Source organism: Tardiphaga sp. (assembly GCF_044336785.1).
GTDB lineage: Bacteria > Pseudomonadota > Alphaproteobacteria > Rhizobiales > Xanthobacteraceae > Tardiphaga.
The window spans coordinates 1-15479 of sequence record NZ_JBIIOT010000015.1 but is presented as its reverse complement, the minus strand read 5'-3'; the positions used below and the strand labels follow the sequence as shown (position 1 = coordinate 15479).

Annotated in this window: 15 protein-coding genes; 2 read left to right on the top strand and 13 right to left on the bottom strand. The window is 61.3% G+C overall.

Annotated elements, in window-relative coordinates; all coding sequences use genetic code 11:
* Positions 1–80 precede the first annotated feature (80 nt).
* A complete protein-coding gene (locus ACIQ2A_RS06950; RefSeq protein ID WP_398477214.1) occupies positions 81–2111 on the bottom strand; it encodes a YgiQ family radical SAM protein in 2031 nt (676 codons plus the stop codon).
* Between the two features lie 191 nt (positions 2112–2302).
* Between ACIQ2A_RS06950 and ACIQ2A_RS06945 the strand changes: the two genes are divergently transcribed.
* Positions 2303–2548 carry a hypothetical protein gene (locus ACIQ2A_RS06945; protein ID WP_398477212.1) on the top strand — a complete coding sequence of 82 codons (246 nt, stop codon included), beginning with the start codon at positions 2303–2305 and terminating at the stop codon, positions 2546–2548.
* Here the strand turns inward: ACIQ2A_RS06945 and ACIQ2A_RS06940 are convergent, their stop codons facing one another.
* The 12 genes from ACIQ2A_RS06940 to ACIQ2A_RS06885 form a co-directional block, all read right to left on the bottom strand.
* Positions 2549–3400, bottom strand: coding sequence for a hypothetical protein (locus tag ACIQ2A_RS06940; protein WP_398477210.1), 852 nt, complete (start codon positions 3398–3400; stop codon positions 2549–2551).
* Between the two features lie 168 nt (positions 3401–3568).
* Positions 3569–4480: a flagellin gene (locus tag ACIQ2A_RS06935; protein WP_398477208.1), complete on the bottom strand. Its 912-nt coding sequence runs from the start codon at positions 4478–4480 to the stop codon at positions 3569–3571.
* Positions 4481–4493: 13 nt separating this feature from the next.
* On the bottom strand, positions 4494–6263 hold the full coding sequence (gene flgK, locus ACIQ2A_RS06930; RefSeq protein ID WP_398477206.1) for a flagellar hook-associated protein FlgK: 1770 nt from the start codon (positions 6261–6263) through the stop codon (positions 4494–4496).
* Between the two features lie 24 nt (positions 6264–6287).
* Positions 6288–6746, bottom strand: a complete 459-nt coding sequence (locus ACIQ2A_RS06925) for a flagellar protein FlgN (protein ID WP_398477204.1) — start codon at positions 6744–6746, stop codon at positions 6288–6290.
* A gap of 41 nt (positions 6747–6787) precedes the next feature.
* Positions 6788–7024: a hypothetical protein gene (locus tag ACIQ2A_RS06920; RefSeq protein ID WP_398477202.1), complete on the bottom strand. Its 237-nt coding sequence runs from the start codon at positions 7022–7024 to the stop codon at positions 6788–6790.
* A gap of 5 nt (positions 7025–7029) precedes the next feature.
* Positions 7030–8298, bottom strand: coding sequence for a flagellar hook protein FlgE (gene flgE / locus ACIQ2A_RS06915; protein ID WP_398477200.1), 1269 nt, complete (start codon positions 8296–8298; stop codon positions 7030–7032).
* Between the two features lie 20 nt (positions 8299–8318).
* Positions 8319–8981: a flagellar hook assembly protein FlgD gene (locus ACIQ2A_RS06910; protein WP_398477198.1), complete on the bottom strand. Its 663-nt coding sequence runs from the start codon at positions 8979–8981 to the stop codon at positions 8319–8321.
* A gap of 265 nt (positions 8982–9246) precedes the next feature.
* Positions 9247–9516: a hypothetical protein gene (locus ACIQ2A_RS06905; protein WP_398477196.1), complete on the bottom strand. Its 270-nt coding sequence runs from the start codon at positions 9514–9516 to the stop codon at positions 9247–9249.
* A gap of 165 nt (positions 9517–9681) precedes the next feature.
* Positions 9682–10065 carry a flagellar export chaperone FliS gene (gene fliS / locus ACIQ2A_RS06900; RefSeq protein ID WP_398477317.1) on the bottom strand — a complete coding sequence of 128 codons (384 nt, stop codon included), beginning with the start codon at positions 10063–10065 and terminating at the stop codon, positions 9682–9684.
* A 15-nt stretch (positions 10066–10080) separates the two neighbouring features.
* Positions 10081–11766 carry a flagellar filament capping protein FliD gene (fliD, locus tag ACIQ2A_RS06895; protein WP_398477194.1) on the bottom strand — a complete coding sequence of 562 codons (1686 nt, stop codon included), beginning with the start codon at positions 11764–11766 and terminating at the stop codon, positions 10081–10083.
* 60 nt (positions 11767–11826) lie between these two features.
* Positions 11827–12651 carry a flagellin gene (locus tag ACIQ2A_RS06890; protein ID WP_398477192.1) on the bottom strand — a complete coding sequence of 275 codons (825 nt, stop codon included), beginning with the start codon at positions 12649–12651 and terminating at the stop codon, positions 11827–11829.
* A gap of 139 nt (positions 12652–12790) precedes the next feature.
* Positions 12791–13480: an RNA polymerase sigma factor gene (locus ACIQ2A_RS06885; RefSeq protein WP_398477190.1), complete on the bottom strand. Its 690-nt coding sequence runs from the start codon at positions 13478–13480 to the stop codon at positions 12791–12793.
* A gap of 677 nt (positions 13481–14157) precedes the next feature.
* On the opposite strand from ACIQ2A_RS06885, the gene ACIQ2A_RS06880 reads away from it, so the two are divergent.
* A partial coding sequence (locus tag ACIQ2A_RS06880) for a hypothetical protein (protein ID WP_398477188.1) occupies positions 14158–15479 on the top strand: 1322 nt, incomplete at its 3' end.

The window sequence follows — 15479 nt, the reverse complement described above, 5'->3', positions numbered from 1 at the left end:
ACGTCTGTAGCGACAAACTCCACCCTCATCCTGAGGAGCCGCGCAGCGGCGTCTCGAAGGATGGCCGCGAGCTGAACCGATTACTTGCGGATCGGGATGCCCTTGGTGGTGAATTTGCCCATCCGGGCACCGCCCGGACGCACCGGTCGCTGTGTACCTGCCGCCTTGCCCGTACCCGGCGGCTGATGTGCCGGCACAAGCTGCTCCGGACGCGGGCCGATCAGATCGGCGCGGCCCATCGCTCGCAGCGCATCGCGCAGCACCGGCCAGTTATCGGGATCGTGATAGCGCAGGAACGCCTTGTGCAGCCGGCGCTGGCGCAGGCCCTTGATCGCATCGACCTTCTCGCTGGCGCCGCGGCGGATGCCGCGCAGCGGATTGAGGCCGGTGTGATACATCGCGGTGGCCGTTGCCATCGGAGATGGCAGGAAGGTCTGCACCTGGTCGGCGCGGTAGCGGTTCTTCTTCAGCCACAGAGCGAGGTTCATCATGTCCTCGTCGGTCGTGCCGGGATGCGCCGCGATGAAATACGGGATCAGGAAGTACTTCTTGCCGGCCTTCTGCACAGCGGCATCGAACATCTTCTTGAAGCGGTTATAGGTGCTGATGCCCGGCTTCATCATCTTGTCGAGCGGCCCGCGCTCGGTGTGCTCCGGCGCGATCTTGAGATAACCGCCGACGTGATGGGTGACGAGCTCCTCGATATATTTCGGGCTCTCCACCGCCAGATCGTAACGCACGCCGGACGCGACCATCACCTTCTTGATGCCCTTGGTCTCGCGCACCTTGCGATACAGCCGGATCAGGTCGTCATGCGACGTGTTCAGGTTCGGGCAGATCTCGGGGAAGACGCAGGACGGCAAGCGGCAGGCCTTCTCGACCTTCGGATCCTTGCACGCCATCCGATACATATTGGCCGTCGGGCCGCCGATATCGGAGATGACGCCCGTAAAGCCCGGCGTCTTGTCGCGGATCTTCTCGATCTCCTGCAGGATCGAGCCTTCGGAGCGGTTCTGGATGATGCGGCCTTCATGCTCGGTGATCGAGCAGAAGGTGCAGCCGCCGAAGCAGCCGCGCATGATCGTCACCGAGAACTTGATCATGTCCCAGGCAGGAATCTTGGCATCGCCATAGGACGGATGCGGCGCGCGCGCGTAAGGCAGGTCGTAGACCGAATCCATCTCGTCCGATGTCAGCGGGATCGGCGGCGGATTGAGCCAGAGATCGCGATCGCCATGACGCTGCACCAGCGCGCGCGCATTGCCCGGATTGGCTTCCCGATGCAGCACACGCGAGGCGCGGGCATAGGCTTCCTTGTCCTGCTCGACCTGCTCGCAGGACGGCAATCGCACAACCGTATCGCCGCTGCGGCGCGTGGCGCCTTCATCGGCGGAGTCGATATCGTCCGCCGGCAGTTCGGTGTAATTCTCCGGCACGCGGCGGAACAGCGCGACGCCGCGGATATCGTCGAGATCGCGCGGCGATTCACCATCGGCCAGCCTATGGGCGACTTCAACCACGGCGCGCTCGGCATTGCCGTACAGCAGCAGATCAGCCTTCGCGTCGGCGAGAATCGAGCGACGCACTTTCTCCGACCAGTAATCGTAATGCGCGATGCGGCGGAGCGAGGCCTCGATGCCGCCGAGAATGATCGGCACGTCCTTGAATGCCTCACGGCAGCGCTGTGCATAGACCACGGTGCAGCGGTCCGGTCGCTTGCCGCCCTCGCCATTCGGTGTGTAGGCGTCATCGCTGCGGATGCGGCGATCCGCGGTGTAGCGGTTCACCATGGAATCCATGTTGCCGCCGGTGACACCGAAGAACACCAGCGGCCGGCCCAGCGCCTTGAACGGCTCGGCCGAATGCCAGTCCGGCTGCGAGATGATGCCGACACGAAACCCCTGCGCTTCCAGCAGGCGGCCGATGATCGCCATGCCGAAGGAGGGATGGTCTACATAGGCGTCGCCGGTGACGAGCACGATGTCGCAGGCATCCCAGCCAAGCTCGTCCATCTCGGCACGGCTCATGGGCAGGAACGGCGCCGGCTTGCGCAGCAGCGTCTGGCCCGACCAGGCCATCAGGGGTTTTTCGGCGACAGCGAGGTTGTTCATGCGCCGTGGAATAAGGCTCCACAGCCCGGATTACAACGGCGACGCCGTATTTCAGGCGAAAATGAACCGACACCGGACCTGCGGCCTGCTGAAAGCTCGATGCCTGCGGTAATATTGCACGCCTCGTTTCAGGGAACATCTCGCGCCCTTCACCGTTCTTGTGGGCTGAGCGCGTATAAGATTGCAGTGTGATGGCCTGGTCCGACCGTTTTACCGACCCTATCGAGATCCCGAATGGTGACAGGCTTGCGACGCTCCGCGATGCGGGCGCCTATATCGCCCGGCTTCCCAATTCCGAATACAAGACGGACGCGTGGCGCACCGCGACGCATCTGCTGATTGAAGCAGCCGAAGGCGCGGTGTCGATTGAACTTGCCCGCTTCGCTATCCTGCAGGCCTTTGCCGTCGAACGGCAGAAAGAAGCACTCGCGGGCTGATCAGCGAGCAGCGGCCGCCGCAAACGCCCGATCGACGATCGCGAGCTTCACGGCCTGGGCCGTCGCATATTCCCGCCAGAAACCGTGCGAGATCCAGAGTGTCGAGCGGTCCGGTCGCCCTTCCCAGCCGAGACTGCCCAGCGCCTCAGCCTCGCGCAGCTTGCGCACCAGATGCGAGCGCGACAGTACCAACCCGCCGATCAACGAATCCACCGACGAGATCCCGGTCGGAATGCAATCGGCGGCCGGGTCGATCTGCGGGATGCTGGTCATGATGCGATCCATCACGATGCCGCCCCCGTTTAGCCAGGTGAACAGCGCGAACGTCTGCACGGGCTCACGGATCGACGGTGTCGTCAGCAAGGCATCGGCGATCAGCGGCTGAGTGCGTGGCAGGATATCGGCGCCCGCATGCAGCATCTGCATCCGCGTGCCGCCGTCGAGACCGTCAAGCGTGGCCAGATGCAGCATCAGCCAGCCGCTAATCTGCTGCAGGCTCTCATGGCTCGGGACGATGGGCCGCGTGCGTTTGTCGTGCGCATCCTCCACCGGCCGCGCCAACCCGTATTGCACCATTTCCTTGATGAACGCGTCGGCCGTATTGCGGCTTGCAACCTTGTGGTGCTCCACCAGATTGAGGAAGTCGCTGGGCACAATGCGGTTGTGCTGGCTTCGGAAATAAAGCCCGAATGCTGCATGCGCCATCAGCCAGCGCTGCTGTGTCGCGAAGACCGATGTCGGCCGCGGATCGGACTCGAATGCGCCGATCAACGCACCCGATTGCCGACGGATGAGCTCCGGAAGCCGCGCATGATCGACAATCTCATCGAAGCTCAGGACGACATGGGCCATTTGTGAATACGCGATCCCCAATCAGGACTGCGCAGATAGCACCACTTCCGCCTGTCGTCTCGCACAAGCGGACGGACCGTGGTCGCGCCGTGTCCGGCTTAGGAAAGCCGAGCATTTTCCGCAACTTGCAAGCAAACCAGCGAAGAGAGCGTTGGTCACGACCATGACTTACCGCAAATAGCTCGCGAGCGTCAGGCTCTGCACCTTGGCAATCGCTGCATAGGATGCGGTGAGCTGCGCCTGGTAGGTCGACAGCTTGGCGGTGACGGCGGCGACATCGACACTGGTCAGATCGCTGCCGAGCGTCTGCGCATAGGATTGATACTCGGCCTGATAGGCGCTCGCCTTCTCGATCGATGCCGAGGCGTTGGAGATCCGGGTCTGCACAACGCCCAGCTTGTCGATGGAATCCACCGCGAGGTCGAGCGCCTCGTTGAGCGTCTCTGTCGAGAGCGGCGAGTTGCTGGCCACCAGATTGATGGCGCGCATGATCTGCTCGAAGGCTGCATTGTCGGCGGTCACGCCATACGACACAGTCTGGTTGTCCGACACGCGGACCGACGCGATCTGATCGTCGCCCTGATAATAGCCGGTATCGGTGCTCGACGGCGACGTCGCCGCGGCAAAGGTCGTGCTCGAAATATCGACCGGCGCATTTTTGGTGTCGGAGCCGCCAAACAGGTAGCTGCCATTGTACTGGGTGTTGAGCAGCGACGCCATCTGGTCGAGCATGTTGCGGGCAGACTCGGTGACGCTGGCCGCGTCCGTGCTGGATGCGCTCGATGCACTCGTGAGCAGCGTGCGGAACTGGGTCACGAGGTCGGAGACCGAATTGACCGCGGAATACATCACCTGGATCTTGCTGTTGGTCAGCGTCGCCGCGTCGATATAGGACTGCGACCGCGTCACCGAGACCTGCAGGTTCAGGACCTGCTGCGCCGACGAGCCCAATCCACCGAAGTCGGACGAGATCAGGCCCGACGCCTCCTGGATCTGCTGGTTCGCCATGGTGCTCTGCGTGCGCAGCGCCGAGGCGATCATCTGGTCGTTCATCGCAAACGTGGCAACACGCATTTGCATCACACGGACCTCATCAGTTTGCGCTCTGGACTGCGCTGATCAGCGACGAGAACATCTCGTTGATCGCCTGGATCAGCTGCGAGGCGGCCGTGTATTGATTTTGCAGCGAACTGATCTTCGCGGTTTCCTCGTCGAGGTTGACGCCGGATTGCGATGCCATGGCGCTGACATAGGACGCATGCGCCGTCGATTTCGACGTATAGGCACTGGCCGCGAGCGTCGCCTTGGACGCAACATTGCCGATGATGTCGGCTGCATAGTCGGCAAATGATCCCGTCGAAGAACCGAGCCCTCCCGTTGCGGAAAAGGTCCGTGAATCCGTCAGCGCCGCGTAGAGCGCGTTCACCACCGTCGTCCCGCCGGAGCTCAGCACCTTGCTGCCGGTGGCCGGACTCGCCGAGCTGTCGAGAGTGGCAACCGGGAACAGGCCGGAATTGGCGAGAATATCGCTGCGCACCGCGAAATTTGAGGCACCGCTGCCGGTGACGAGATCGTTCAGTCCGAAATAGTCGGACAGGCCGAGATTGCTGCTGCCGACCGCGCTGCTCATGCTAGCGATGGCCACGCCATTGCTGCTGGTCGTGCTCGTGATCACCAGCTTGCCGCTGGCGTTGATCGATGCGCTGAGGCCTGAAATGCCGTTGATGGCATCGACGAGATCGCCGACCGTGGCAAAGCTCGACAGATCGAGATCCGCATAGGATACGAGATTGCCGGACTGATCGGCGGTCGCAATCCGCACCGTTCCCGTCGCATCCAGCGCCGAAGTGGCCGACACGGTCGTGGTGCCGGTGAGCGTCGTGGGTGGCGGCACCGACGTGCCCTGATTGCTCGCGGCGTTCAGCACGTCCGCCAGCGTATTGGCAAGCTGGTCGAGCTGCGATTGCGCCGCCGGCAACACGCTGTCCCGCATGCTGATCAGCGCCCCCAGATCGCCCGACGTAATCTGCGCGGTGATATCGACACCATTGACGCTGACGCCGCTCAGACCCGACGTCGCACCAGCAACGTAGCTCGATGACGCGGTCACCGACGACGCGGCCGTAAAGCTGAGCAGATGCGCGGCGCTGTCCACCAGCGTCTGACCGGATGGCGTATAGACCTGCATGTCGCCCGTCGAGGAGATGAAGTAGCTGATATTCATCTTGTCGGCGACGGTCTGCAGCGCGACATTGCGCTGGTCTTCGAGGTCGCCGGTCGGCTGCCCAGCTGCCGCGGCCTGCTTGATCTGGACGTTGAGGCTCGCAATTGTCTTCAGGCTCGCATTGATCTCGTCCACATCGGACGCGATCGCGGCATCAGCAGAGCTTCGCAATTGCTGGATGCCCGACGAGGTCTCGCGCAATTGCGACGCCAGGTCGTCGAGCGAACTCACCACATTCGCCTGGAGCGATGCACTGCTGGTCGTGCCGGCCAGCGAAGAGATGGCTGTCTCCAGCGAGGCCAGCGTATTGGCGATCGATGTGCCGGTCTCTTCCGCCCCGGTCGTGCTGCCATAGAGCGCCTGCAGACGATCGAGATAGGTGGTATTGGCCTCGGCCGCGCCGAGCTCCGACGTCGCTGATATCAGCGACTTGAACAGCAGCTTGTCCACATTGCTGGTGATGCCGGTGATGGAAACGCCGGTACCTGCACCGCCGCTTGTGGTCGCCACCTGGGTTGCCGTCTTGACCGTATAGCCCGTGGTATCGGCGTTCGAAATATTCGACGACGACACGGTGATCTGAACCTGACTCGCCATCAGGCTGCTGACGGCGATATGGCGTGCAATCTCCAGCGACACGGCGGCGACCTCGTTCAGCTGCGATCAGATGCGCAGGTTGCGCGCATAGGACGTGGATGGCGCGCTGAGCCGGCCATTGGCACCATAGGGCGAGTTGTCCGCAACCTGCTCGCGGATCGCCGCCATCACGGCATCGATGCGACGCTGGCTCGCCTCGATCGCAGCGCGCAACCGGGTCATGTTTTCATCCATCGCAACGCGTAGTGCCTCAAGCCTGCCGAGGATCCGTGTCTGCAATTTGCGGTCTGGCGTGTCGAGCAGCACATTCTTGCGATCCGCTTGCCTCACCCAGATCTCGAATGCTTCGGACAGTTCGAGCTTCTGCGACGTGTGGCGCGACTGCGAGGCCGGGATCCCCATCGCCAAAGCGATGTTCTCCTCGGTCACCACATCGATCAGTCGCTCGATCAGCTCGGCCAGATCCTGGATCTGGCCGCCACCGTGGCCCATTTCGGGCTGCAGAGATGGACTCGGGGTCATCATGTGGTCACTCCGTGATCGATGATCGTTGTTCGCGCGCGGTGTCATGCGCCACTCCGTGCTGTGCGTGAATAAGCATTGACCGCCCGACTGCGCGCGCCAGCGATGTTGAGATTGCGGGCAATTTCATCGCGACGCTGCTGCATCTTGGCCAGAGTGGCGCGCAGATCGCCTTGGAGGCCCAGGATCCAGCGCCGGTCACGACGCTTGCTCGTGCGTGCCGTGATCAACAGGCGCTCAAGATAATCGAGCAACGCATCGTCCTCACCGTGCTGCAACATCGCCGTCACCGCATGCTCGAAATCAGCGTATCGAACATCTTGTTCACGGCAGTGATGACCTGCGAAGCCGCGGAATAGGCCTGCTGCGCGGAGATCATGCTGCTGAACTGCTCGTTCGTATCTGTCGTGCTGGATTCCAGCTGGCTGCCATAGACCGTGCCGGCGCCATTCACGCCAGACTCCTGCAGCGCAGCCGTGCCGGACGCGGCGGTCACCGAATACAGACCATTGCTATGCGCCTCGAGCTCGTCAGGCGCCGCGAAGGTCGCAACGGGGATCTTGTAGATCGCCATCGTCTGGCCATTGGAATAGGTGGCGTTGACGATGCCATTGTCGCCAACCGAGATGTTGCTCAGCTTTCCGAACGACAACCCGTCGGACTCGATCCGCGTGATATTGACCGCGGGCGTCGACAATCCTGAGGCATATTGCGTCAATCCATCGGTCCCACCGACCGTGCCGAGATCGAGCGTGATCGAGCTATCAGCTGCGCCGGTAGTCCAGCCGCTGATGGCGAGCGTTGCCGGGCTCGGATTGGTGCTGGCAAGCGAGCCGTCGCTATTGAACGACACGGTCACCGTGCTGGTCGGCGTCGCCGCCGTGGTGACCGATGAGTCCGAGGAGAGTGTCGGCTGACCGAAACTCCCGCTCCAGGTATTGTCGGCTGTCTTGGTCCATGTGACCTGGAGGGAGCTCGACGTGCCCAGCGAGTCGTAGACGGACATCGCGGTCGTGAAGGTGTCGCCGGTCACGGCGTCCGCAGGCAGGTTGGCCGAGAACGACGTCGTGGTTGTCGCGCTGCCACTGGTCTGCGCGACGCTGGTATTGATCGCCTCGAGATTGCCGCTGCTCGCGCTGCCGATCACATTGCCCGAGGCATCGGTGCGCCAGCCGAGAAGATAGGAGCCATTATTGACGAGATAGCCATCGGAATCCGTCGTGAACGCACCGTTGCGCGTGTAATAGGTCGTTCCCCCCGTCAGCGACGACGTGACTGGAAAGAAGCCATTGCCCTGGATGGCGATGTTGGTCGATGTCGAGGTCGTCGACAGCAGGCCTTGCGTGGTGATGTTCGATTTCGACAGGGTGGTGACGCCACCCGACGAATAGGACGAAGCGCCCGACGAGCTCGTCACCAAAGATTCAAACGAAGCCGACGTGGTCTTGTAACCAACCGTCGAGGAATTGGCGATGTTGTCGGAAATCATCGCAAGCGCTGAGCTTTGCGCGTTCAGCGCGGAAATAGCAGAAGACAATGCACCGGAAAGGCTCATGACGAAAACTCCAACTAATGTCAGGCTGAAACGCCGATGACGTTGTTCGTGCTGATTGAGGTGTTGCCGATATTGAGCATCGGCGTTCCGCTCGAATTATCGATCGAGGTCACCTTGCCGGTGACGGTCGTGTAGCCGTAGACGGACTGGCCGGTGCTATCGGTCGCGCTGACATTGAGTGTGTACTGACCGCCGTCGCTGAGCTGCGTGCCGTCGGTCGTCGTGCCGTCCCAGGTAAAACTGTTGGTCCCGGACGTTGTCGTGCCGCTGCCGCTCCAGACCGTATTGCCGGACGAGTCCTTCACCGACAGCGTGACGTCACTCGCCGCGGAATCCAGCGAATAGCCGAATGCGATCTGGCCGGACTGCAGCGTGCCGGTGTCGGCCTTGGCGGTCACCGTCTGGCCGATATAGTTCGACGAGTTCAGCGTGAGCAGGCTGTTGAGCGACGACACCAGCGTGCTCATATTGCTGTTGAGCGTCTGCTGCTGCTCGAAGTTCGCATAGGAGGTGAGCTGGTTGACGAAATCGGTGGAGTTCGTCGGATCGAGCGGGTTCTGATTCTGCAGTTCAGTCACGAGCAAGCTGAGAAACTGGGTCGAGGTCAGGCCCGAGGACGACGATGCCGAGCTCGTCGTCGTCGCGGTCGTCGTGGTGGCTGCAGTGGTGGCAGCGACAGTCATGGCGTGCTCCGGCGATTTCCGCGCGCAGAGCATCGCGGAATGGCTGTGGTGAGGTGCTCTTGAAGTCCGTTCCCAGATGAAACGGGCCGTCACAGCCATTCAGGCAAAGAATTTTTGCGCATGCGGATCTGCGCCGCGCGGACGCAGTCGAACGCAGATCACGTCATGATTTCAGTTGCTTATGGGGGAGAACGTGAGTGGAGCCGCCGTCGGGCTGCGCGGCAAAAATTGCCGTTTGGCGACGCGCATGTGCATCGCTTCGTCGTCAGGATTTATCGGTCGGTTTTTTCGCCTGGCCTTTGCCAGCGGGATCGCTCGATGCGACCTTGCGCATGATCCGATCGACAAGCCCGTCAGGGGCACGGACGGGTTCGGGACGAAGGGCTTTGCGCAGCAGCCCGGCTTCGGTCAGGAGCGCGCGCGCCTGATCCGACTCGCGCAGCAGCGCCAGCGCCTCGACTCTACGATGTTCCGGCCAGCTCGACACGTCTTCGCCGTGTCGCCCCAACAGGTCCTCAAACTCCGGAATGTCCATTCTGGAAACTCGCCCGGCGCGCAACAATGCACTCGATGCCGTCCCTTCAGGATCGGCGTGGCAGCCTCGTAAGACACACCGCGGCAGGTGGCAATGCCACCAGCTGCCATCAACTTAAAAATACATCCAATATTGGTAAAATTTCTACTTGCGCCTCGGTTTGCCTCAAGCCAGCCGCGCGGTGCTTTGCGACACCGCCAGCCAGGCATCGCGTAGCTCCGTCAGGCTGCCCACAATCCGGCGATAGCATTCCGGTGCATCGGGCCGACCAAACGAGCGCAGGCAGGCCATGATAAGGGCGTGATAGGTCGCGTGCAGATTTTCAGCGACCTCGCCACCCCGCTCGAAATTGAGATGATGGCTCAATCCGCGCAGGATCGCTGTGGCCTTGATCATCAGATCATGGCTTTCCTCGAATTTGTTCTGTTCCGCGGCCGCCACGGATTTCTGCAGGAAGGTGACTGCGCCGTCGATCAGCATCACCACGGCGCGCATCGGCGGCACCGCCACCGCCGTTTGCCGATAAGCCTGAGCTGCCTGAAAGTTCATTTGATGCTGCATGGTTTAATCACTCGACGCGTTAAGAAGGGCGGACAGGTAATCCAGAGTTGAGTTTGCCGTTGAGATCGCCGATTGGTATTTCGCATATTGCGTCACCAGCATCGCGCGATAGATCGCAGCGCGCTCATTGATGTCGTCGATCTGCTGCTGCATGCGATCGTCCTGCGATTGCAGGTTGGTGATCAGATCCTGCAGCGATCCAGAACTTTTGTTGGACGCAGCAGTGGCGATCGCATTGATCTGCGCGGCGATTCCGGTGGTCGATGTCACCGTGACCGACTTGGACGACGAGCCGCTATAGGTAAAGGCCATGCCCGAATAGATCGTGCCGGCGGCACCGATGATCGTCCGCCCCGACACCGTGAACATCGAACTGTCGCCATTCACCGAAGCCGACAACGCGCCGGACTCATCGACGCTGATATCCATGACGAAAGACGCCGGCGGCGACGAACTCGTATTGACCACGGCAAGCGAGCTCGACGATGTCGAGGTCTTGGTCGCGAGCAGCGAGATGACCCCGTCGAGATTGTCGGCCAGCGTTGTTGCCAGCGTGCTGGTGTCCAGCACGAGATCGTTGGTACTGGAAAATGACAGGCCCAGATCGCTCATCGACATGCCGCCGATGATCGAATTCAGCACCTGCTCCATCTCCGTCATCACATTGCGCATCGTTCCATCGCCGAACAGGACCGAGCTGGTATCTGCCGTTCCACTCGATGTCAGCGTCTGCTGGCTGGTGACGTAGTCCCGCACAGCGTTATACGACGTCACGAATTGCTGCAGCACCGACTGGATCGAGCTGGTGTCGACCTCGATGCTGATATCGACCGTCGATCCGGTCGGCGTACTCTGAAGCAGGCTGAATGAGACCCCGCTCAGCACGTCGGTAATATTGTTGGTGTCGCGGGTCAGGGAAATGCCATCGACGGAGAAGATGGCGGGCTGCGGCGCCTGCAGAACGTCGGTAAAGGCGCCCGTACTGTCGGTGACGCCGAGTGACGTCAACACGTCATCTCCCGAAACGACACTGGTCGCGATACTGGCATTGTCCTTGGTTGCCGTCAGGATCATCTCGTACTGATTGCTCGAGATCTGGATGATCGAGGCCTGCACATTGGTCGTCGAGCTCTGTGCATTGATCGTATCGACCAGGTCCTCCAGCGTCATGCCGCTGGTGATCGAGATATCCGCGCTGGTGCCACCTTCGAGACCGAGCGTAAACGTGCCGGTTACGCCAAGGTCGGCGGCTTTGCTCGCCACCGAGGTGCCGATCACCTTGTGAGCAGTCGCGATCTGCGTCACCGTCAGCGTATGATCGCCTGTCGCGGCGCCATTGCTGATCGCCATCGACACAGCGGAGCTGGCACTAACGTCTCCGGTTGACGAGATGGTGGCGGCGCGTGCGCCATAGGCGCTGGATGACAGCGAGTTGACGATCGACTTGGCAAGCGACGTCGTGTCGGTCGCCACCGTCGCCAGCAAGGTCTGCAATTGCTGATAGGCAGCGATCTTCGCCTCGTTGGCGGTGATGCTGGTCTCGATCGTGGTTGCGGCCTGGGTCTTGGTGGCAACCATGGTTTCGATCAATGCGTCCCAATCCACGCTCGTCGTGGTCTTGGTACCCGATGTGGTCGTCGCCAGCGCTGCCGTGGCTGCCGCTGAAGTCGAACTCGTCACCGTCGCCATGCTGCCTCATCCAGCCAGAGAATGCGGGCCGGCGCTCACGCCGACCCGCGCGTCTGCGAATTAGCCGAGCAGCTTCAGCAGATATTGCGGCATCTGGTTTGCCGACGATTCTGCCGCAACCGCCGCCTGCACCTTGACCTGTGCCGACGATAGCTTCGCCTGTTCCGCAGCGATATCGACGTCGGTGATCGCCGAATTGGCCGCCTGGAGATTCTGCGACTGGGTCGAGATCGAACTTGCGCTGAAATTGAAGCGCGATTCCTGCGCACCGATGGTGGCGCGCGCCGCCGACACCGTGTCGATCGCGGTATCGAGCGCGTCGATGGCTGAGGTCGCACCGGTCTGCGTGCTGATGTCGAGGGTCGAGACGCCCAGCGTTGACGACTGGAGGTCGCTGAGCGTGACCGTGATCGTATCTGCCGAGGTGGAGCCGACCAGAACCGCTGCACCGGAAGCAAAGGCGCTGGTGCCATCGAGCAGGCTCTGGCCGCTATAGCGCGTACCGGTCGCGATGCTGTCGATCTGGTCCGACAGCGCCGTAAATTCCGAGTTCAGATAGGCGCGGCTGCTGTCGGTGACCGTGCCCGACGACGACTGCGAGGCCAGCGACTTCATGCGCGAAAGGATATCGCTGATGTTCGATGCGCCACCGTCGGCGGTCTGCAGGATCGACGTTGCCTGCGAGGCGTTGGTCGCGGCCTGCTGCAGCGTGGTGATGTCCGACGAGATGCGCGTCGAGATTGCGAGACCGGCGGCGTCGTCGGATGCCTGCGTGATCTTGGAGCCGCTGGACAGCTTCGATAGCGAGCTCGACATCTGCGCCGAGTTGATATTCAGGTAGCGGACCGCGGAATTCGCGGCGGTGTTCGTGGAAATAACGGGCATTGAATTGCTCCTTGCATGAGGGACCGCTCAAGCGGTCCGACCGGGGGACGACCGGACGCAGGCCAGCCCCCGTCCACCCGCTAAACGGAATGAGACGTCGAATTCAGGCGCAGAATTTTCGGGGACCGGATTTTTATGGTTAGCAATCGCTTAACGCAGTGATGATGTCCGGCTTGTGCTGGCGCAGGATCTCACGCAATTGCTGGCGCCCGCGCTTGAGCAGTGACTCCACTGCCGAGACCGTGGTGTTCATCACTTCGGCGATGTCGCCGTTACTCATGTCCTCATGATAGGACAGGATGACCGCGACGCGCTGCTGCTCCGGAAGACGCTGGATCGCGGTCTCAAGCAGTGACGTCACCTCGTTGCGCTGCATGGCGCTGAACGCGTCCGGCTTGGCATCCGCCGGCTCCGGCACCGCATCGACATTGTCGGTACGCGGCCGACGATGCAGATCGATGCAGCGATTGGTGACGACGCGGTAGAGCCAGGTGGAAAACTTCGCGCGGCCCTGCTCCCACTGGCCGCGATGCGTCCAGATCTTGAGCATGGTGTCTTGCACGACATCCTCCGCATCGGCGCGGCTGCCGAGCAGGCGAAGCGCGACGCCGAAGGCGCGATCGATATGACGCTCCACGAGGCGACGGAATGCGACCTCATCATCGGCCGCCATGCGATCGAGCAAGGCTTCGTCGCTGTCATCCTCGTAATTGAGCGCATCCGACAGAGGGGCGATCGACATCGATGCGACCTCTAACGCTTCGGTCCGCGCGTCGAGCGCCAATGGCGCGACGTCGACGGTGTCTGCAAGCTGGATCGCGAACGCCATGCCCTTCTCCCACACATCCTATGCCGGCAGACCACGGGTCTCGCCGATCGATGTAGCTTGAACGGACGGCAGCGAAAGTTCGGGCGGCGATTTTCTTCTTTTTTTGCAGATAGTTAGCCGGAATTTTCTGCCTAGACCTAGGCAAAAAATGCCCCGTGTGCCGCTGGTTCTGCAATATCTCGCAAGAGATGGATGACGGATTGAAAACATAGATGATGAATTCTCTGGGCACGCGCAAATTGCGACGCGATGACGAAAAACGTGGAGCAACGCTACGCAGGCACGACGCGTGTAAAGCGTGATGAATGCACGACGTCAAAGCAACGCCGTGCGAGGAAACGGAGTGAGTGCACGTCGCGTTCTTCTGTACGAATCGATGCCTTGAAAAACTAACGAATTTCACCGCGCTGAAAAAGCGAAAGCGCCGCGTCAACGGCGCACATCACCTCTGCAGCGCGTCTTTTTTGTTTCTCTGCGTAAACGGCTTGTCATGCGCGTTGATGCAGCAACAAACAGACATCAAATCCATCTCACAGAAATATTCAGACTTATTCTGAGTACTCCACTGCGAACTGCGCAGCGCGCTTGGGCCACTGCATGCACGATCCGCGACACCGCACCGCCTGAATGCACGATCTCGCTCGTATCACTATCGAGTTTTGATGCGGGAGCGGGCGATGGATGCAACACTGGATGAGTTTCTGCAGCAGAATGGTCCGTCGCTGCGTGTGGGCGAACGGCAGCGCCATTTTCTTCGCAAGCTCGTCGATCGCTGCAACGCTGTGATCTGCTGGGATGGCGTCAGCACCGTTCCCGACATTGCCGTGGCCGTGATGATCGTCAATGCTGCGCCCGCTGCACGCATCGAGATGTTGATCGGCGCACTCCACGAAAATTCCATTGTCATCGTCTTTGGCAGCGGCAATGCGGCTTTCGATACGCTCAAGTCGCGTCTGCATGCACACGGCTCGCTCGGCGCCGACGGCGTCGACGCACCGCATCAGATCTGGTGGGGAAGTCCGAAGCCGCCGACCGTACCGACAGGACTCTACCGAAAGCAGGACACGCTCTTTATCTCGGCCTATGACGATGACGTGAGCGCCGATCATGCGGCACTGTTAGGTCACGATCTTCAGCGGCTCGGACTCGATCACGCCGTGGTGCCGACGCCGCGATCAGGGCGGCGCCTCACCGCCGCATCCAAGGTCGATATCATCCTTCAGCACTGGTCAACATCATGCCGGCCGGTGTTCTGGATCGACCCACATGCACGCGTCCTTGCACATCCATTGTTGCCGCAAGCGACAGACTGCGACTTCGCAGTCCGTTGCGGACGCGACGGTGCAATGACAACGGAGAGCGTGTTCTTTCATCAGACCGAGGAAGCAAGCGATCTGCTCGACATCTGGCATCGCCTGGTCAATGCTTATCCGGATCTGCCGGATCACATCCTTCTCGACCAGGCATGGACAATGACCTGCGCACAGCGACAGGTGACGACGACATGGCTGCCGGAGTCATATGGCCAGCCGAACGCGAGCGGACAGCGCGATCGCGCTGTGATCCTCGCCGGCACGCTATCTGATCACGGGGAAGACGAGCTTTCCCTCCACGCAGCAACGCTCCACACCGGTCGGCGCTTCCACCGACCGCAAGCCCCCGAAGCCCATCTCATCATCAGGAACCCTGCCGGACGCAGCGGCCTCGTCACCGTCGTTGTCCGCGACACGCTTCAGGCCAGTGCGACCGATGTCCGTGGATCGATCGAGGCTGCCGCTACGGCTTTCGCTGCCGACAGTGGCGGCTTCTCGCAGATGGAAATCGTGTTGTGCGGCTGGAGTGAGGACATCGAGGCCGTTCTGCAGATCGAGGACCATTCATCGGTTGTGATGACCGATCCGGCCAGGCGCCTGCAGCCTGAGGCATTTCGCGTGTTGGCGGAGAGTATTCGAGGCAGCAAACGAATATCCGCGAAAGGAACGCCGTCGATCGCAGCCGA